20 protein-coding genes are annotated in these 17,289 nt (G+C 68.1%); 12 read left to right on the top strand and 8 right to left on the bottom strand.

The annotated features are described in order from the left end of the window. Window positions 1–26 precede the first annotated feature (26 nt). Both ssuE and AC07PU_RS27585 read left to right on the top strand, forming a co-directional pair. On the top strand, window positions 27–572 hold the full coding sequence (gene ssuE / locus AC07PU_RS27590; RefSeq protein ID WP_495321642.1) for an NADPH-dependent FMN reductase: 546 nt from the start codon (window positions 27–29) through the stop codon (window positions 570–572). Between the two features lie 115 nt (window positions 573–687). Beyond that, window positions 688–1,608, top strand: a complete 921-nt coding sequence (locus AC07PU_RS27585; RefSeq protein WP_495321641.1) for a ketopantoate reductase family protein — start codon at window positions 688–690, stop codon at window positions 1,606–1,608. Between the two features lie 394 nt (window positions 1,609–2,002). Here AC07PU_RS27585 and AC07PU_RS27580 read toward each other — a convergent pair whose 3' ends face one another. Continuing rightward, window positions 2,003–2,380 carry a hypothetical protein gene (locus AC07PU_RS27580; protein WP_495321640.1) on the bottom strand — a complete coding sequence of 126 codons (378 nt, stop codon included), beginning with the start codon at window positions 2,378–2,380 and terminating at the stop codon, window positions 2,003–2,005. A gap of 55 nt (window positions 2,381–2,435) precedes the next feature. Here AC07PU_RS27580 and AC07PU_RS27575 point away from each other — a divergent pair, with 55 nt between their 5' ends. Further along, window positions 2,436–2,660, top strand: coding sequence for a hypothetical protein (locus AC07PU_RS27575; protein WP_495321639.1), 225 nt, complete (start codon window positions 2,436–2,438; stop codon window positions 2,658–2,660). A gap of 28 nt (window positions 2,661–2,688) precedes the next feature. Here AC07PU_RS27575 and AC07PU_RS27570 read toward each other — a convergent pair whose 3' ends face one another. Continuing rightward, the gene (locus tag AC07PU_RS27570; protein WP_495321638.1) at window positions 2,689–3,165 is read right to left on the bottom strand and encodes a hypothetical protein; all 477 of its coding nucleotides are present in this window, start codon (window positions 3,163–3,165) and stop codon (window positions 2,689–2,691) included. A 111-nt stretch (window positions 3,166–3,276) separates the two neighbouring features. Next, complete coding sequence (locus AC07PU_RS27565; RefSeq protein ID WP_495321637.1) at window positions 3,277–3,768, bottom strand: AAA family ATPase; 492 nt, start codon at window positions 3,766–3,768, stop codon at window positions 3,277–3,279. Window positions 3,769–4,001: 233 nt separating this feature from the next. Here AC07PU_RS27565 and AC07PU_RS27560 point away from each other — a divergent pair, with 233 nt between their 5' ends. Further along, window positions 4,002–5,030: an OmpA family protein gene (locus AC07PU_RS27560; RefSeq protein WP_495321636.1), complete on the top strand. Its 1,029-nt coding sequence runs from the start codon at window positions 4,002–4,004 to the stop codon at window positions 5,028–5,030. 24 nt (window positions 5,031–5,054) lie between these two features. On the opposite strand, the gene AC07PU_RS27555 is transcribed toward AC07PU_RS27560, so the two are convergent. From AC07PU_RS27555 to AC07PU_RS27540, 4 genes are all read right to left on the bottom strand, one after another. Next, window positions 5,055–5,207: a glycine zipper domain-containing protein gene (locus tag AC07PU_RS27555; protein WP_495321635.1), complete on the bottom strand. Its 153-nt coding sequence runs from the start codon at window positions 5,205–5,207 to the stop codon at window positions 5,055–5,057. A 69-nt stretch (window positions 5,208–5,276) separates the two neighbouring features. Beyond that, window positions 5,277–5,984, bottom strand: a complete 708-nt coding sequence (locus AC07PU_RS27550; RefSeq protein ID WP_495321634.1) for an alpha/beta hydrolase — start codon at window positions 5,982–5,984, stop codon at window positions 5,277–5,279. Window positions 5,985–6,099: 115 nt separating this feature from the next. Continuing rightward, window positions 6,100–7,329 (bottom strand): diaminopropionate ammonia-lyase, encoded by a 1,230-nt coding sequence (locus AC07PU_RS27545; protein WP_495321633.1) that lies wholly within the window; start codon window positions 7,327–7,329, stop codon window positions 6,100–6,102. 31 nt (window positions 7,330–7,360) lie between these two features. Further along, entirely contained in the window at window positions 7,361–8,542 is a 1,182-nt protein-coding gene (locus tag AC07PU_RS27540; protein WP_495321632.1) for a M20 aminoacylase family protein, read from the bottom strand. A 98-nt stretch (window positions 8,543–8,640) separates the two neighbouring features. Here AC07PU_RS27540 and AC07PU_RS27535 point away from each other — a divergent pair, with 98 nt between their 5' ends. The 4 genes from AC07PU_RS27535 to AC07PU_RS27520 all read left to right on the top strand — a co-directional run bounded on the left by AC07PU_RS27535 (window position 8,641) and on the right by AC07PU_RS27520 (window position 11,801). Then, window positions 8,641–9,132 (top strand): Lrp/AsnC family transcriptional regulator, encoded by a 492-nt coding sequence (locus AC07PU_RS27535; protein WP_093341484.1) that lies wholly within the window; start codon window positions 8,641–8,643, stop codon window positions 9,130–9,132. Next, window positions 9,129–9,656 carry a demethoxyubiquinone hydroxylase family protein gene (locus AC07PU_RS27530; protein WP_495321631.1) on the top strand — a complete coding sequence of 176 codons (528 nt, stop codon included), beginning with the start codon at window positions 9,129–9,131 and terminating at the stop codon, window positions 9,654–9,656. Before AC07PU_RS27535 ends, AC07PU_RS27530 begins: the two co-directional genes overlap by 4 nt. A gap of 139 nt (window positions 9,657–9,795) precedes the next feature. Next, window positions 9,796–10,668 carry an alpha/beta hydrolase gene (locus tag AC07PU_RS27525; RefSeq protein ID WP_495321630.1) on the top strand — a complete coding sequence of 291 codons (873 nt, stop codon included), beginning with the start codon at window positions 9,796–9,798 and terminating at the stop codon, window positions 10,666–10,668. Between the two features lie 104 nt (window positions 10,669–10,772). After that, window positions 10,773–11,801 (top strand): aldo/keto reductase, encoded by a 1,029-nt coding sequence (locus tag AC07PU_RS27520; protein ID WP_495321629.1) that lies wholly within the window; start codon window positions 10,773–10,775, stop codon window positions 11,799–11,801. A 6-nt stretch (window positions 11,802–11,807) separates the two neighbouring features. On the opposite strand, the gene AC07PU_RS27515 is transcribed toward AC07PU_RS27520, so the two are convergent. Beyond that, window positions 11,808–12,707, bottom strand: a complete 900-nt coding sequence (locus tag AC07PU_RS27515; RefSeq protein ID WP_057596715.1) for a LysR substrate-binding domain-containing protein — start codon at window positions 12,705–12,707, stop codon at window positions 11,808–11,810. A gap of 206 nt (window positions 12,708–12,913) precedes the next feature. Between AC07PU_RS27515 and AC07PU_RS27510 the strand changes: the two genes are divergently transcribed. Genes AC07PU_RS27510 through AC07PU_RS27495 form a run of 4 tightly spaced genes read left to right on the top strand, consistent with a single transcriptional unit; the run spans window position 12,914 to window position 17,251 of the window. Continuing rightward, the gene (locus AC07PU_RS27510) at window positions 12,914–14,068 is read left to right on the top strand and encodes a branched-chain amino acid ABC transporter substrate-binding protein (RefSeq protein ID WP_495321628.1); all 1,155 of its coding nucleotides are present in this window, start codon (window positions 12,914–12,916) and stop codon (window positions 14,066–14,068) included. Window positions 14,069–14,078: 10 nt separating this feature from the next. Next, window positions 14,079–14,978, top strand: coding sequence for a delta(1)-pyrroline-2-carboxylate reductase family protein (locus AC07PU_RS27505; RefSeq protein WP_495321627.1), 900 nt, complete (start codon window positions 14,079–14,081; stop codon window positions 14,976–14,978). Window positions 14,979–15,006: 28 nt separating this feature from the next. Beyond that, complete coding sequence (locus AC07PU_RS27500) at window positions 15,007–16,179, top strand: NAD(P)/FAD-dependent oxidoreductase (RefSeq protein WP_495321626.1); 1,173 nt, start codon at window positions 15,007–15,009, stop codon at window positions 16,177–16,179. 46 nt (window positions 16,180–16,225) lie between these two features. Further along, complete coding sequence (locus tag AC07PU_RS27495; RefSeq protein ID WP_495321625.1) at window positions 16,226–17,251, top strand: class I fructose-bisphosphate aldolase; 1,026 nt, start codon at window positions 16,226–16,228, stop codon at window positions 17,249–17,251. Window positions 17,252–17,289: the final 38 nt, after the last annotated feature.

Below are 17,289 nucleotides of genomic sequence, written 5' to 3'. Positions count from 1 at the left end.
AAGCCCATCGCACGCAGGCACCTTCCATGAAATACATCGCCACCCTCTTGGCCAGCCCTTCTGCCACATCCAGAACCGGACATCTTCTTCATTGCGCTGAGAGCATCCTTCAGTCCAGCGGCATGCCCACCCGGCGGTTGAATCTGCGCAGCCTGCCGGCCGAGGCGCTGATTCAAGCGCGGACGGACAACGCCAGCATCACCGAAGCGGTCCAGCTGGTAGACCGGGCCCGGGCGGTGATCATCGCCACGCCGGTCTACAACGCGGCGTACTCCGGCTTGCTTAAAGTTTTTCTGGATTTGCTCCCCCGCGGCATCTTCCTGGGCAAGCCCACACTTGGCATCTCTGTTGGCGGCACCCAGGGACACATGCTGGCGCTGGACTACACCCTGAAGCCCGTGCTCGCGGCGCTGGGTTCCCAGTATCAGCTGCCCGGAGTATTCGCCAGTGAGCTCGACATGCCCAAATCAGACGGTCGCTATTCGATTGAAGCGACAGTCACAGACCGACTCACCCAAGCTGTTCTAAGCCTTTCCCGCAGCCTGGAGGAGCCCGCGGCGGCGCTGGCTTAGCCCGAGCGCGTCGCCGCGCCACCGATCAGACGCTCCATTGGCAACACATGGGCATCCCAACATCATCAACCCTCAAGCAGCACGCCCAGAGAGCCTGGCGCACGTGCCAATCATCATGAAAATTCTCATCCTAGGTGCAGGTGCTATTGGTGGCTACTACGGCGCGCGGCTGATCGAAGCCGGTGAAGATGTGACTTTTCTTGTGCGAGAAAAGCGCGCTCAGGTGCTTCAATCGCAAGGGCTTCAGATCAAAAGTGAGTTGGGCGATTTTCATCAACCTGTTTCGACCGTCACCAGTGGCGAGCTCCAACCGGACTACGACCTGGTGCTGTTGGCTTGCAAAGCCTATGACCTGGGTGCGGCCGTGGACAGCCTGGCGCTGGGCATCGGGCCGCAGACGAAGATCCTGCCGCTTCTGAACGGTCTGGCGGCCTATGACCAACTCGACGTGCGCTTCGGTACTCAGCGCGTGCTGGGAGGCGTGGCCTACATTGCCACGATGCTGGAACCCAGCGGCACCATCACCCATTTCGGCAAGAATGATCGCTTCCTGGTCGGACCCCGCCACGACTCTCAAGGGGAGATGGTGGATGCCTTGGTCGCGGCCATGGCAAAGACGCCAGGTGTGCGAGAGCGCCCAGCGAACATCATCCAGGCACTTTGGAACAAATGGGTCATGATCGCGACTGCCTCGATGATGAATTGCCTGATGCGAGGCACGGTCAAGGACATCCTGGCCACCGACCACGGCTTTGCCTTGATGGAGCAGGCCATGAACGAATGCCTGGCCGTCGCCCAGCACAGTGCGCACCCGCTGCCAGAGCCTGCCGTACAAGCCGTCAAACAGCGCGTTCTTGACAAGACGGCGGCCTGGGCCGCCTCCATGATGCGAGACATTACCCAGAGCCAGAGGCGTCTGGAGAGTTTTGACATCGTCGGTGATATGTTGCGCAGGGGCGAGTCCTTGGGCCTGGAAATGACGCTCACGCGGGTGGCCTACACCCATTTGCAGGTCTACGATTTGCAGCGTGCATGACGGCCGAGATTGTCTGCGTCAGGTGGCAGTCACGGCTGGACAACTGCTCCAGACTCGAGTCAAAGCGATTGGCCTTGGCGCGTTCGTTCTGATCCGTGAAGTCGAAGAGGTCCGACGGCTGACGCAAGGCGCTGCTCGTGGGGGCCCGATGCGCATCTGACCTTGTTCCACTCGTGCTTTTGGAAGACCAGGTTTTCTGAACTCGGTATCCTGGTCTCGGGCGACCTGCTCCCTTCAGGCGCGCGAGCTTTGGGTTAGCGAGTCCAAGGTCTCGAAGATAATTCGATTCCGTTCATCGCAGAGTATTGCCAGTGTTGGCGATGCACTGCGGTGAAATTGCCCCGGGGCGCGCATTCGGTCCATGTCTCGACCGCGCGAAATGGATCTTCGGCGTTCATCGGCTGAGCGCTTGCTCGGAGGGGCCGGCCTGTGGCGCTGCGGGAAGGTCCGGCGGCAGCATCAGATCGATGACCTGGCGACGCGGCTCGCTTTCCGCACTGTCGAGCCAGCGCGCCAGATCGGCGCACATGGCTGCGTCGTCTGAAACCATGAACAGGATCGTTCTCTGGAGTTCCTTGTCGAGTTCAATTTCTATCTCTGCGGGGCTCTGCTCGGGAGCTTCCTCGCGAATTCGCTTCATGTTGAACTCCTGCAAGGCGGTGGCTTGACGCTCGTTGCGTGCCTTCCATGACTGGAAGGCCTTCAGGCGTCTGCCTGCTTCTGCCGGGGCGGATGCATTGCACTGAAGAACGATGGCCTCGGTAAATTTCACCGATCTCGTCGCGTGAAGCAATGGCCACTCGATCTGTGCATGTGCAAAGCCCGACATGACCAGCAGGCAAATGAACAAATTGAATCGCTGGATCGGCATCGGATACATCTCCCCAAAAAAAGCAGATCAAGAGGTGGTGGCGAATGTGCGCTGTCGGTTGTCGGGCATCGGCCTCTTCGAGTTCGACTTCCTGGATTCGAAACTTCATCTTGTGATCGCCGCTGAGTTTGAAACGGTGGGGTTGGTTCAGCGCGACAAGTGGAGCCTGAGCCTGCGCTAGGCGGTTGCTCCCGATCGAAAACGACGGACTATCGAGGATATCGGTCGAGGATGATGTTGGACGTGGCCGGGGCGTCGTGATTATGAAAGATGACCAGCCGGACATCCCCTCGCAGCCACGCCCAGAAGGAGAGCTTTTCGTGCACCTCCGACGCATCCGGAGGACCATACCCCTCGGCAGCTTTCGCAGCGGCATGCACGGCATCGATCCCGACGACCAGGACGCTGTCCACCTCGCCCCGCTGATCGGTGGCCAGCGAGAGTTGGTCTGCCGACGTACTGAAGACCGATCTGGATTTTTCCGGAAACCTGCAGGCAATGCCGCTGTTCCGGGCATCCTTGCGTATGGGCACAGAAGAGTCCGGGCAAGACTTCATCTCCTGACCGATGGCAAAGCCCGCCACGGCGAATTGAGCGCTGGCTGCGACGCTGGCGAACAGGGTTGTCGAGATGACCAGGACCTTGAATGCGCCTGTGAGGCGTGGCCACGGTTGAGAATGATTCATGCACGAAGACTAGGGACCCTCCGCCGCTCGATCGCGAGATTTCAGGCAGGTAGCAGGTCTGGATACTCTGGAGGCTCGTGCGACGCTACTTCGCCAGTTTCGTCCGAGGCATCAGAGCCCCTTCGACACACCGTTGTCCAGGATCTCGACCACGCGCACGAAGCCTTCGCTCACGGTGGGCGCTTCGAGCAACGAGAAGACGCTGCGCATCGCTTCTTCGGGAACACGTTCATCGGCGGGACGTGAGGCATTGCGCGCCAGCGCGATCTCCAGCGGCGTATTGATCCAGACTGCGGTGGCCTCGACACCGCAACGTCGCGCAATGTCCAGTGCTCGCGCCCGGTGTCGTGCGGCGGGCAGTGCGGCGTCGAGGAAAACCGCGCCGGGCAGAGCGGCGATGTTCCGGCGGATCCAGTTCGTCTTGCCCGAGCCCTGAACACCCATCACGAGGTACAGCTGCATCGGGGTGGAAGAGCGTCGCCGCAGAGCGGCTTCCAGGTCCTCGTAGACGCGGTCCCATGCCGCCAGTTGGCGCTCCTTCGTGAAGACCCGGCCGGTGCTCGTTTGCAGATAGTGGTCGGGGTTGATATGTCGCTCGTGCACGGCGATCCTTTCTCTCGGAGCGATTGATCATGAGCGCCTTTCTGTCGATGCTCGCGACCGGCCGACTGTAGCGGGCCGTGCCGTTCGAACCGGGTTCGCGGCTCGTGCAGGTCCTTCGAGTCGATCCGCCCATTCGCCCACTACCACCACAGACCTTCTTCATAGGCCAAACGGCCGTGCAGCCAAATCATCGGAATTCCTGACAATGGCGCCGTCCATTTCCGGAGTCATCGATGCGTCCGCGTTCCGTCCTTGCCTTCCTTCGGCTGCTGGCCGCGCCGGCATTCGCCGGGCTGCTGTTTCTCTCCACGCTCGCGACCGCGCAGGACCTGCCCGGCGCCAAGGACAACCCGCTGCTCAAGCGCTTCGCGGGCTCGATCATCGTCGGCTACGACTTCAAGCGCTTCGACGAATACCTGGTGCCGACGGGGACCTACAAGGGCTACGACACCACCTCGAGGAAGCGCAGCTGGACCGGCTCCGAGCCGGTCGAGGGCGCGTTGACCCGCCTCTGGTACGAGTCGGCGGGCGACACGTCGACGGCGGAGCTGATCCGCAACTACCAGAGCGAGGTGCAGGCGGCCGGTGGCGTCACGCTCTACGACTCGGGGCGTGACGAGAACTTCAAGAGCCGCTCCTGCTTCCTCTGCCCGTACAGCTGGAACGAGATCAAGACGAGCCGCAGCACCTACACCTTCTCGGCCGCCGAGGTCGCGACGGCGCGCCTGGCGAGTTTCAAGATTCCACGGTCGCAAGGCGATCTCTACGTGGTCGTCGAGGCCGTGCAATGGGCCAAGGACAGCAAGGACTACAAGGCGGTCAAGGGCGCCTACGCGGCGGTCGACATCATCGAGGTCGGGGCGATGAAGCAGAACATGGTGACGGTGAGCGCGGGCGACATGTCGAAGGCCATCGCCGCCACCGGGCGCGTGGCGCTCTACGGCATTCTGTTCGACACCGCCAAGGCCGACATCAAGCCCGATTCCAAGCCCGCGCTGGACGAGATCGCCAAGCTGCTCAAGGCCGAGCCGGCGCTCAAGCTGCGCGTGGTCGGCCACACGGACAACCAGGGCACGCTGGACAGCAACATCGCACTGTCGAAGCGGCGTGCGGAAGCGGTCAATGCGGCCCTGGCCAGCCAGTACGCGATCGCGGCCAACCGGCTCGCCGCGTATGGCGTGGCCGATCTGGCGCCGGTCGCCAGCAACGCGGCCGAGGACGGCCGCGCGAAGAACCGGCGCGTGGAGCTGGTGCCGCAATAGGCACGGCGCCGGCGGCAGGGTCGGCTAACCGGGGTCCTTGCGATCGAGCGCCAGCGACAGCGCGATTCCCAGCGCGAGACCGATGCCGATCCCCAGGCCGATCTCGTCGAGCAAGGCACCGATGCCCACGCCGGCCGCGAGTCCGGCGCCTACGCCAAGTCCTTGGTTGGTTTTCATCGGCCCAGTCTAGGGTCGGGGGCCGCGCAGAGGTTCTACAGCGTGTAAGAACTGTACGCAGGCCCGGCGCTATCGCGCCAGTATCCAGCCCGCGATCCGCGGCACGACCTCGCCGTCGAGTCCGTTGAACCCGTGGTAGGCCATCGCCTCGCAAGGATCGCCCCGGTTCTCGCCGCCCTGGAAGCTCAGCACTTCCTTGCGCGGCGCGTTCTCGAGCTTCGCCATCAGCGCGGGTACGCCGGCGAAGGCACAGTGCCTGCAGCCGTCCTGTTCGTGATGCACCACGAGCACGGGCACGCGGATCTTCGCCAGCGGCATGGCGGGAACGGGGCGGCCGCCATCGTCAGTGAGGATGGTGGAGCTCAGCACCACGCCGTCCGGGCCGTCGGTGCCCGAGAGCTCGGTCGCGACATAGGCCGCCGATTGCGTGCCGCGGCTGGTGCCCACGAGCCACACGGGCACCTTCGACTGCGCGCGCATCCAGGCGATGACGGCCTGGAGATCGGCCGCATGCTCGGGCTTCTGGCGAAAGCCGGCGAGATAGGGCGGGCTCTGCCGATCGGACGGTGCATCGATCACGGCCACCAGCAGCCCCTGGTCGGCGAACAGCTGCCGCGTGCGGACGAGGAAGTTGCCGGCACCCCATTGGAGCGATCCGTTGGCAAAGATCCGAAGCCCGCCATGTCCGCCCGCGATCAGGATCACGGCTGCTTTCGGCGTGGGCGGCGTCAGCACGAGCATGCGCTGCGTCACGCCGGGGCGGGTGGGGATGTCCACCACCTGCTGCGTAACCTGGGCCTGCACAGGTGAGAAGCACGCGATCCACAGGGCCGCGATCCAAAGTCCCGCAAGCTGGCGCATCGACGATCTCCTGGAGAAAAGGCGGTCGATGCTACCGCCGAGTCTCCAGGCTCAGCCATTCGCGTTGCGCCGCCAGCACTTCATCCGCCGTACGGCCCATCAGTTCCGCATAGACCGAAGGCGCGGTCGCCCCCTCGGTGCTGATCAAGAGCACCTTCGACGAAGCATCGAGCCCGGCCTGTGCCTTCGCCGTCCCGGACCGCGCGAGCTGCAGCAACGCGGCCGCGCCCGCGGCGCCCGATTCCCCGCTCACCACCGGCACGTCGCGCGCCGAGCCCTCGGCCAGTCGCCGCATCGCAGCCACTGCTTCTTCATCCTCCAGCGTGAGGAAGACGTCGACCGAGGGCTCGAGGAAGCGCCAGGCCAGGGTCGAGGTCTCGCCGCAGGCCAGGCCGGCCATCACCGAGTCGACGCTGCCGGTGGCCACGGCCGGCCGGCCTTCGATGGCGCTGCGCGTGAGGCAGTCGGCCTGGCGCGGTTCGGCGACGACGAGCACGGGACGGCGTTCGCCGAAGCATTCCCAGAGGTAGCTCGCCACGCCGGCCGCGAGGCCGCCGACGCCGCCTTGCAGGATGACATGGGTGAAGGGGCAGGCACCGTCGGACTCGGCGGCAAGCTGTTCGAGCGCCTCGTCGACCATCGTGCCGTAGCCCTGCATCACGTCGCGCGGCACGTCCTCGTAGCCGGGGTAGGCGGTATCGGACACGACCTGCCAGCCATGCCGCTCGGCGAGCTGCGCGGCATGCGCGACCGAGGCGTCGTAGTTGCCCTCGATGCGCACGATCTCGGCGCCGAAGTCGGCAATGGCGCGCTCGCGCTCGGCGCTCACGTGCCGGTGCAGCACGATCACGCAACGCACGCCCACGCTACGCGCCGCGGCGGCGAGTGCGCGGCCATGGTTGCCGTCGGTGGCGCTGATGACGACGAGGTCCTTCAAGGCATTCGCGTGTTCGCCGCGCAGCACCGCGTCGGCGTTCCAGTCCGGATGGCGCCGCAGCACCAGCCGCACCAGCGCGGCCGGCGCGCCGAGTGCCTTGAAGCTGCCGAGCGGCGAGCGCAGCGACTCGTCTTTGAGGAACACTTCGGCGACGCCGCAGGCCTGGGCGAGATCAGGCAGGCGACGCAGCGGCGTGGGCTCGGGCGCGAGCAGCGACCAGCGCGAGAGCCACGAGCGCGTGGCGCGTGCTTCGTCGATGTTGAGGATGCCGCGCAGCGCCTCGGGGTAGGGCGCGCGCACGGCGCGGGCATTGCGGACCAGCATGTCTGGTGTCTTTCGGAAGAAGAAAAGGGATTCAGCGCGGCAGTCGCAGCCGCACCAGTTCCGCGAAGTAGCGCGCGCCGATCTCGAGCACCGCGTCGTTGAAGTCGTAGCCCGCGTTGTGCAGCGGCGTGCCGCCGGGCTGGCCGTCGGCACCGTTGCCGAGGAACACGAAGGCGCCGGGCACCACGCGCAGGAAGGCGCCGAAGTCCTCCGAGGCCATCATCGGCACGGTGTTCGCGTCCACGCGAGCGGCGTCGAGCACCGCGGTCGCGGCGGCCACAGCATGCGGCACGCATTCGGGCCAGTTCACCGTGGGCTCGAACTCGTGCGTGTACGAGAACGCGCATTCGGCGCCGTGCAGCCGGCAGATGCCCTCGCTGATCTCGCGCATGCGCCGCTCCAGCGTGGCCTGCACGGCGGGGTCGTAGCTGCGGGTGTCGCCCTTGATGACGACGTTCGAGGGGATCGCGTTGCGGATGCCGTCGGTGATGAACTCGGTGCACGAGACCACGGCCTGCGCGCCCGGGTCGAGGCTGCGCGAGACGATGGTCTGCAGTGCGAGCACGATCTCGGCGCCGATCACGATCGGGTCGATGCCCATGTGCGGCCGCGCCGCATGGGTGCCGCGGCCGCGCACGTGAATGGTGAAGTTGTCTTCGCTGGCCATGATGCCGCCCGCGCAGGTGGCGATGGTGCCGGCCGCGAGGCCCGGCATGTTGTGCAGGCCGTAGATCTCGTCAACCGGGAAGCGCTCGAACAGGCCGTCGGCCATCATCGCCTTGGCGCCGCGGCCGTGCTCCTCGGCGGGCTGGAAGATGAAGCGCACGGTGCCGTCGAAGTCCTGGCGCTCGCGCAGCAGCCGCGCCGCGCCGAGCACGATCGACATGTGGCCGTCGTGGCCGCAGGCGTGCATCTTGCCGGGCGTGGCCGAGGCATGGGCACGGCCCGGCGCCGATTCGGCGATGTCGAGCGCATCCATTTCGGCGCGGATGCCGATCGCGCCGCGGCCTTCGCCCACGCGCAGGTTCGCCACCAGCCCGGTGCCGCCGATGCCCTCGTGCACCTCGAGGCCCAGCGCGCGCAGCGTGCGCGCGACGAAGGCCGAGGTGCGGTGCTCGGCGAAGCCGGTCTCGGGAATGGTGTGCAGGTAGCGGCGCCAGCCCGAGAGTTCGGCATCGAGCGGCGCGTCGGAGGCGAGGGTGGCGGTGGTCATGGGCAACAATGCTATTTCGCCGACCCCTGAATTTGCGCGCATTGAAGGGGCTGTCGGCGCAATTTCCATTCCACCCGCCACGCCTGCCGGTCCCGCCCATGCCCACGCCCCTCGATGCCTACGACCTCAAGCTGCTGGCGCTGGTGCAGCAGGACGCGCGCCTGCCGCAGGGCGAGCTGGGCCAGCAGGTGCATCTCTCGGCCGCGGCGGTCAACCGGCGCCTGAAGCGCATGGCCGACGAGGGCGTGATCGAGCGCCATGCGGCGATCGTCAATCCCGACGCGGTGGGCTGCGAGCTCACGGTGATCGTCGAGGTCGAGGTGGAGAGCGAACGCGTCGACCTGCTCGATGCGATGAAGCGCAGCTTCCAGGCCTGCCCGCAGGTGCAGCAGTGCTACTACGTGGCGGGCGAGTGCGACTTCGTGCTGATTTTCGCGGTGCGCAGCATGGCCGACTACACGCGGCTCACGCGCGAACTGTTCTTCGAGAACAACAACGTGAAGCGCTTCAAGACGCTGGTGGCCATGAGCCGGGTGAAGGTGGGGCTGACGGTGCCGGTGGACGAGGCCCTGAAGGAGATCGCCCCTTGAGCTCGCGCGACACCGCGCTCGGCGGCCGCATCCTCAAGGTCGACCATGCAGGCGAGCAGGGCGCGGTGAACATCTACCGCGCGCAGATCCTGGCCGCGCGCATCACCGCGCCGGCGCTGGTGCCGCAGTTGCGCGAATTCAAGTCGCACGAGGAACGGCACCGCGCCGTGTTCGCCACCGAGTTGCAACGGCGCGGCGTGCGCCGCTGCCGCAGCTACTGGCTGTGCGGCATCGGCGGCTGGGTGCTGGGCCTGGTCACCGGGCTGCTCGGCCGCCACGCGATCGCGGCCACCACCGTGGCGGTGGAGCGCGTGGTGCTGCGTCATCTCGAGGCCCAGCTGCGCGAGCTGGCGGGCAAGGACGAGGCGGCGGTGGCGGCCATCGCGCAGATCGTCGACGAGGAGCGGCAGCACCACGACCAGTCGGCCGCGCACCTCGAGCCCGGCCGCTTCTGGTCGCGGCTGCTGAGCCCGGTCGTCGCGGCCTCGACCGAATCGGTGATCTGGCTCGGCATGCGGCTGTAGACGCCATCGTGCCGTCGCGAGGCGTGTGGACATGGCGCCACAGCCTGGCCGATCCGACCGGCGAGGTTGACGCTGCCCGGCCCCCGGCGCAGCATCCCGCCCGGCACGACGTGTGCCGGGGTAGAAGAAGAGGAACCACATGAGACAAGAAAAATGGCGCCGCGCACTCGCGGCCGTGTGCGGTTGCGTGCTCGTCGCGGCGATGGCGGCCTGCGGTGGGGGCGGCGGTGGCGGAGGAGGCGGTGGCCTCCCGATCCTGCCTCCGGCTCCGGCACCCGAGCAGCCCGCGCCGCCGCCGCCATCCTCCACCGGCCGCGTGGTCAGCGAGACCGTCAGTGCCAAGGCCTATGGCGTGGACTACCGCATCGACATCTACATCCCGGCCGGCTACGACGCCAGCACCGATGCCTACGCCACCATCTACGCGCTCGACGGCGATGCCACCAACGGTCTGCCCGACACGCGCTTCACGAACCTCAAGAACATCCTGCAACGGCGTGGCACCAAGGCCATCCTGGTGTGCATCGGCGGCAGCGCGCGGCGGCAGGAGGACTACAACTTTCCGGGCGCCACCGGCTATCACGGCTTCCTCGTGAAGGAGCTGGTTCCCTACCTCGAATCGAAGTACCGCATGGACCCGAAGCGGCGCATGCTCTCGGGCCTGTCGACCAGCGGCAACCTGGCCGCGACCGCGATGTTCCTCGAGGCGCCCGACCAGCTGGTGTTCTCGTACTTCCTGTCCACCGAGGCCGCCTTCTGGCAGCAGAAGGACCTCAACTACGACCTCGAGCAGAAGATGTTCACCGCGCTGGCCGGCAAGTCACTGCCCGCGACCATGGTGCTGGCGCGCTGCGACGCCAACTGCAACGGGCCGCTGGTGAAGGAGATGTACGACCGGCTCGCGGCCCGCAACTACAAGGACTTCAAGCTGACGCAGACGGTGTTCAACTCGACCCACGTCGGTTCGGACGTGCTGGCCTTCGAGGACGCGATCTCCAAATTGCTGCCCTAGAAGCCCGACTGCCGGCCGGGGTTCAGTCCCGCGGCCAACAATGGCGGCCATCCGCGGGCCGCCGGCCCGCACCACCCTGGCCCGCGGGCCGAAGGAGCAGCATCTTGGAATACCGTCATCTGGGCCGATCGGGCCTCAAGGTCCCCGTCCTGAGCTTCGGCACCGGCACCTTCGGGGGCAAGGGCGAATTCTTCCAGGCCTGGGGCAGCACCGACGTGGCCGAGGCCCGCAAGCTGATCGACATCTGCCTCGACGCGGGCGTCAACATGTTCGACAGCGCCGACATCTATTCGGGCGGCGCGGCCGAGTCGGTGCTCGGCGAGGCCATCAAGGGCCGGCCGCGCGACAAGCTGCTGATCTCGACCAAGGCCACCTTCCGCAGCGGCGAGGGCGCCAACGAGGTCGGCTCCTCGCGCTACCACCTGGTCGCCGCGGTCGACGCCGCGCTCCAGCGCCTGGGCACCGACTACATCGACCTGTTCCAGCTGCACGGCTTCGATGCCGCCACGCCGGTGGAAGAGACGCTCTCGACGCTCGACGACCTGGTGCGCGCCGGCAAGCTGCGCTACGTGGGCGCCTCCAACTTCTCGGGCTGGCACCTGATGAAGTCGCTGGGCGTGGCCGATCGTTACGGCTATCCGCGCTACGTGGCGCACCAGGCCTACTACTCGCTGGTGGGCCGCGACTACGAATGGGAGCTGATGCCGCTGGCGCAGGACCAGGGCGTGGGCGCGGTGGTGTGGAGCCCGCTGGGCTGGGGCCGCCTCACGGGCAAGATCCGCCGCGGCCAGCCGCTGCCGGCCAACAGTCGCCTGCACGTCACGGCCGACATGGGCCCGCCGGTGCCCGACGAGTTGCTCTACCGCGTCGTCGATGCGCTCGAGAAGATCGCCGGCGAGACCGGCAAGACGGTGCCGCAGGTGGCGCTGAACTGGCTGCTGCAGCGCCCGACCGTGTCGAGCGTGGTGATCGGCGCGCGCGACGAGCAGCAGCTGCGCCAGAACCTCGGTGCGGTGGGCTGGAACCTCACGAAGGAGCAGGTGGCCGAACTCGACGTGGCCAGCACGACGACGCTGGCCTATCCGTACTGGCACCAGCGCGGCTTCGTGGAGCGCAACCCGGCGCCGGTCTGATCGGGCTCAGCCCTTCTCGGGCGTTAGGCTCAGCACCCAGCGCTTGAAGTGCTCGAGCGCCCCCGAGGCCGGTCGGCCCTCGGGATAGGCGAAGTAGTAGCCCTGGCTCACGTCGAGGCTGCGGTCGATCGGGATCACGAGCTCGCCGGTGCGCAGCTCGTGCTGGATCAGCAGGCGCGGCGCCAGGCCCACGCCCATGCCGGCCGCGGTGGCCGCCGTCACCATGGTGAAGAGTTCGTAGCGCGGCCCGCGCGAGGCATGCACCGTGTAGTCCCAGCCCTGCTGCGCATACCAGTCGCGCCAGGCATGGGCGCGCGTGCTCAGGTGCACGTGGCGGCAGCGCGCGAACGCGGCCTCGTCCCAGGGGCCGTTGGCATCGCGGAAGGCCGGGCTGCACACCGGCACCATCTCGCCCTCGGAGAAGATGCGCCCGCCGCGCGTGTCGGGCCAGAACTGGTCGCCGAAGTAGATCGCGGCGTCGTAGGCGTTCTCCTGGAACGAGAAGGGCTGCGAGCGCGCCGACAGGTTGACCGTGATGTTGGGATGCAGCCGGCTGAAATCGGGCAGGCGCGGAATCAGCCACTGGGTGGCGAAGGTGGGCACCACCGCCACCTCGAGCACGAAGCCCATGTCGTGGCCGGCGGCGATCTCCAGCGTGTCGCGCCGGATCTGGTCGAGGTGGCGGCGGATGCGCGCCGCGTACTCGCGGCCCACGTCGGTCAGCGTGAGCCGGCGCCGCACGCGCGAGAACAGCGCCACGCCGAGCCGCTGCTCGAGCATCGCCACCTGGCGGCCGACCGCGCTCTGCGTGAGCGCCAGTTCGCTCGCGGCGCGCGTGAAGCTGCCCAGCCGCGCCGAGGCCTCGAAGGCCTGCAGCGCGCCGAGGTTGGGTATGTCTTTTCTCATCTCGCCTGCTTGTCCTGGTGGGCCGATTCTGGCGCGGCCCGCTTTCCGTCAACCAAAGCATTCATCGCGTCGCCGATCCGGGGGGCTTCCTTCCGGGATCGCACAACGTCGTGCGCATTGAGCGTTTGTTGCGCCCGCCAGCGCGACTCTATTCTGCGTTCGGGCCTCCAGCGCGGCCCGCACGCACAAACACAAGGAGACTTTCGATGACCGCTTCGCGCGTATCGCCACGGCGCCATGCCGCCGTCTCGGCCTGCCTGCTGGCCGGCGCCCTGGCCCTGCCGGCCTGGGCCCAGTCCGAGCAGACGGTGCTGATCGGCCATGCCGGCCCGCTCACGGGCGGCGCCGCCCACTGGGGCAAGGACAACGACAACGGCGCGCGGCTCGCGGTGGAGGACCTCAACAGGCAGAACCTGCTGATCGGCGGCAGGAAGATCAAGTTCGTGCTGCAGTCCGAGGACGACCAGGCCGATCCCAAGCAGGCCATGGTGGTCGCCAACAAGCTGGCAGACATGGGCGTCAAGGGCATCCTCGGCCACTTCAATTCGGGCGCCGCCATCCCCGCCTCGGCGGTCTACAGCCGCGCCGGCCTGCCCGACGTGTCGACCGCCACCAACCCGAGCTTCACGAAGCAGGGCTACGACAACGTGTTCCGCATCCTCGCGAGCGACGACGACGACGTGGGCATGGCGATCGCGAACTACACGGTGAAGGACCTCAAGGCCACGAAGATCGCCGTGATCGACGACCGCACCGCCTACGGGCAGGGCGCGGCCGAGGTGTTCGCGCGCGGCGTCAAGGCGCTGGGCGGCACCATCGTCGCGCAGGAGTACGGCAGCGACAAGGCGACCGACTTCATGGCCATCCTCACCAGCATCAAGGCGAAGCAACCCGAGGTCGTGTTCTACGGCGGCATGGACGCGCAGGGCGGGCTGATCGCGCGCCAGATGAAGCAGCTCGGCATCACGGCCAAGCTGCTGGGCACCGACGGCCTGTGCACCAACGAGGTCGCCAGGATCAGCGGCGGCGCGGTCGACGGGCTGCTCTACTGCACGCGCGGCGGCAAGGAGGTCGAGAAGACCACCAGGGGCGCCGAGTTCGAGCAGCGCTACAAGGCGCGCTTCGGCGTCGACGTGCTGACCTACGCGCCCTACCTCTACGACGCGATGATGGCACTGGCCGCCGGCATGCGCGAGGCCAACTCGGTCGAGCCCGCGGCCTACCTGCCGGCGATGCGCAAGGTGAAGTTCGACGGCGTGACCGGCGCCATCGCCTTCGATGCCAAGGGCAACCTGCAGAAGCCCGACTTCACCGTCTTCACCTACAAGGACGGCAAGCGCGTGCGCGTCGCCGGTTCCTGAGGCGGCCCCGGTGCGCACGCTCGATGCGGCCGAGACGGCCGCGGCCTTGCCCTGGGGACCGCTGGTCGAAGCCATGCTGCGGATGTTCGAGCGCGAACGCCGCGGCGAGGCACGGGCCGCGCCGCGCACCGCCGTGCCGCTTGCGGCCGGCGGCACGATGCTGCTGATGCCCGCGGCCGACGCCGAGTTCGCCGCGCTCAAGACCGTGACCGTGCATGCGGGCAATGCGGCGCACGGCCTGCCGGTGGTGCAGGGCGAGGTGGTGCTGCTCGATGCGGCCACCGGCACGCGGCTGCTCGCGCTCGACGGCAATGTGCTGACCGCGCGGCGCACGGCGGCCCTGTCGCTGGCCGGCGCGATGCGGGCCGGGCGCAAGGGTGCGGAACAGGTGCTGCTGATCGGCGCGGGCGTGCAGGCGCGCGCGCATGCCGAGGCGCTGGCCGAACGGTGGGGCGTGCGGCGGCTCGCGATCCGTGCGCGCACTGCCGCCCATGCCGAGGACCTCGCGCGGCACATGCGTTCGCTCGGCGTCGAGGCGCAGGCGGTTGCCGATCCGGACGCCGTCGCGCGCGAGGCCGACCTCGTCGTCGCCGCGACCAATGCGCTCGACCCCGTGGTGCCGCCGGACCTGCGCCCCGATGCCTGCGTGATCGCGATCGGCGCCTACCGCGCCGACATGGCCGAGGTGCCGGCCGCGCTGGTGCGCCGCGGCAGCGTGTTTGTGGATACGCTGGAGGGCGCGCGCCGCGAGGCCGGCGACCTGATCCGCGCCGACGTCGACTGGCGCGCCGTGCAGGACTTCGCGCATGCGGTGCCCGCGGCGGCCGGCGCGCCGGTGCTGGTCAAGACCGTGGGCCATGCGCTGTGGGATCTGGCGGCGGCGCGGCTGGCGCATGACGAAGGACGGTGACGATGACGAGCGGAGCGAAAGGCATTCCATGCGGCGTGTGGTGATCATCGGCGGCGGGGCCATCGGCTCGGCCATCGCCTATTTCCTGACCCGCGATCCGGCGCAGGAGCCCTTCGAGGTCACGGTGGTCGAGCGCGACTTCTCGTACAGCCAGGCTTCGTCGGCGCTGTCGGCCAGTTCGATCCGCCAGCAGTTCTCGACCGCCATCAACATCGAGATGTCGCGCTACGGCATCGACTTCTTCCGCGGCCTGGGCCAGACGCTGCGCGTGGGCGACGACGAACCCGACATCGGCCTGGTCGAGCCCGGCTACCTCTACCTGGCCTCCGCGGCGGGCGAGGGCGTGCTGCGCGAGAACCATGCGCTGCAGAAGGCCCATGCGGTCGACGTGGCGCTGCTCGCCCCCGAGGAGTTGAAGACCCGCTTTCCGTGGCTCGACACGGAGGGCGTGGCGCTGGGTTCGCTGGGGCTCTCGGGCGAGGGCTGGTACGACGGCTACAGCCTGCTGCAGGCCTTCCGCAGGAAGGCCGTGTCGCAGGGCGTGCGCTATGTGCAGGCGCAGGCGACCGGGCTGCAGTGCGAAGGGCGCCTCGTTCGCGGCGTCGTGCTCGCCGACGGCCAGGCCCTGCCGGCCGACGTGGTCGTCAATGCCGCGGGCGCCTGGGCCGCGACGGTGGCGCGCTGGGCCGGCATCGACCTGCCGGTGCGCGGCCGTCGGCGCAGCGTGTTCAGCTTCTCGTGCCCCGAGGCCTTGCCCGGCTGCCCGCTGGTGATCGACACCTCGGGGATCTGGCTGCGCCCCGAGGGCCGCCAGTTCATCTGCGGCTTCGCGCCGCCCGAGGACCAGGATCCCGACGACGCCGCGCTCGAGGTCGAGTACGAGGCCTTCGACAGCTTCATCTGGCCCGCGCTGGCCGAACGCGTGCCGGCCTTCGAGGCCATCCGCATGACCGGTGCCTGGGCCGGCTACTACGAGATGAACCTGTTCGACCACAACGCCATCCTCGGCCTGCACCCCGACTGCGACAACCTCTACTTCGCCAACGGCTTCTCGGGCCATGGCCTGCAGCAATGCCCGGCGGCGGGGCGCGGCGTGGCCGAGCTGATCCGCTTCGGCGGCTACCGCAGCCTCGACCTGTCGGCCGTGGGCTTCGAGCGCATCCTGCGCAACATGCCTCTGCTGGAGCGCAACGTCATCTAGGGGCAAGTCTTGCGGGCGTAGGATGGCCCCCGAAAGGTGTCCCGACATGACCGCCAAGACATTGACCGACACGGCCGCCGCGCTGCTGGCCGCCGACAAGGGCCTGCTCGCGATGGACGAGAGCAACGCCACCTGCAACAAGCGCTTCGCCGCGCTCGGCATCCCGCAGACCGAGGCGGCGCGGCGCGACTGGCGCGAGCTGATCGTCACGGCGCCCGGGCTGTCCGACAGCATCGGCGGCGCGATCCTGTTCGACGAGACGCTGCGCCAGACCACCAACGCTGGCGTGCCCTTCGCGCAGGCCCTGGCCGCCGCGGGCATCGTGCCGGGCATCAAGGTCGACACCGGCGCCAAGCCGCTCGCGGGCCATCCGGGCGAGACCGTGACCGAGGGCCTCGATGGCCTGCGCGAACGGCTGGCCGAGTACGCGGGCCTGGGCGCGCGCTTCGCCAAGTGGCGCGGCGTGATCGCGATCGGCGCGGGCCTGCCCAGCCGCGCCTGCATCCGCGTCAACGCCCATGCGCTCGCGCGCTATGCGGCGCTGTGCCAGGAAGCAGGCCTGGTGCCGATCGTCGAGCCCGAAGTGCTGATGGACGGCGACCATTCGCTCGCGCGCTGCGCCGAGGTCACGGAAGAAGTGCTGCACCGCACCTTCGCCGAGCTGCGCGCGCAGGGCGTGCTGCTCGAGGGCATGCTGCTCAAGCCGAACATGGTGCTGCCGGCGCAGAACGCGGCCGTGCAGGACGACGTGACCGCGGTGGCCGACGCCACGGTGCATTGCCTGCTGCGCAGCGTGCCCGCGGCGGTGCCGGGCGTGGCCTTTCTTTCGGGTGGGCAGTCGGCGCAGCTCGCCTCGGCGCGACTCAATGCGATGAATGCCCGCTTCGGCGCGCGGCTGCCGTGGGCGCTGAGCTTCTCGTTCTCGCGCGCGGTGCAGCAGCCCGCGCTCGAGCTCTGGAAGGGCGACCCGGCCCGCGTGGCCGAGGCGCAGAAGGCCTTGGTGTTCCGTGCGCGCTGCAACCGGGCCGCGCGGCGCGGCACCTACGATGCGCGCAACGACGCGCCGCTGTAGGCCGCCCCCCTCATTTCCCATCCCTTCAGAAAAAGAGA

It is taken from the genome of Variovorax sp. GW821-FHT10D07 (assembly GCF_059415325.1).
Note: the sequence above shows the minus strand (reverse complement) of the source record. Positions and strands in the feature narration are given on the sequence as shown.

Bases quoted from the DNA above. Each gene is read 5' to 3' on its own strand.
- ssuE (WP_495321642.1), top strand. From the start codon at position 27: ATGAAATACATCGCCACCCTCTTGGCCAGCCCTTCTGCCACATCCAGA.
- AC07PU_RS27585 (WP_495321641.1), top strand. From the start codon at position 688: ATGAAAATTCTCATCCTAGGTGCAGGTGCTATTGGTGGCTACTACGGC.
- AC07PU_RS27575 (WP_495321639.1), top strand. From the start codon at position 2,436: ATGACCAGCAGGCAAATGAACAAATTGAATCGCTGGATCGGCATCGGA.
- AC07PU_RS27570 (WP_495321638.1), bottom strand. From the start codon at position 3,165: ATGAATCATTCTCAACCGTGGCCACGCCTCACAGGCGCATTCAAGGTC.
- AC07PU_RS27560 (WP_495321636.1), top strand. From the start codon at position 4,002: ATGCGTCCGCGTTCCGTCCTTGCCTTCCTTCGGCTGCTGGCCGCGCCG.
- AC07PU_RS27555 (WP_495321635.1), bottom strand. From the start codon at position 5,207: ATGAAAACCAACCAAGGACTTGGCGTAGGCGCCGGACTCGCGGCCGGC.
- AC07PU_RS27545 (WP_495321633.1), bottom strand. From the start codon at position 7,329: ATGCTGGTCCGCAATGCCCGCGCCGTGCGCGCGCCCTACCCCGAGGCG.
- AC07PU_RS27540 (WP_495321632.1), bottom strand. From the start codon at position 8,542: ATGACCACCGCCACCCTCGCCTCCGACGCGCCGCTCGATGCCGAACTC.
- AC07PU_RS27535 (WP_093341484.1), top strand. From the start codon at position 8,641: ATGCCCACGCCCCTCGATGCCTACGACCTCAAGCTGCTGGCGCTGGTG.
- AC07PU_RS27525 (WP_495321630.1), top strand. From the start codon at position 9,796: ATGAGACAAGAAAAATGGCGCCGCGCACTCGCGGCCGTGTGCGGTTGC.
- AC07PU_RS27515 (WP_057596715.1), bottom strand. From the start codon at position 12,707: ATGAGAAAAGACATACCCAACCTCGGCGCGCTGCAGGCCTTCGAGGCC.
- AC07PU_RS27510 (WP_495321628.1), top strand. From the start codon at position 12,914: ATGACCGCTTCGCGCGTATCGCCACGGCGCCATGCCGCCGTCTCGGCC.
- AC07PU_RS27500 (WP_495321626.1), top strand. From the start codon at position 15,007: ATGCGGCGTGTGGTGATCATCGGCGGCGGGGCCATCGGCTCGGCCATC.
- AC07PU_RS27495 (WP_495321625.1), top strand. From the start codon at position 16,226: ATGACCGCCAAGACATTGACCGACACGGCCGCCGCGCTGCTGGCCGCC.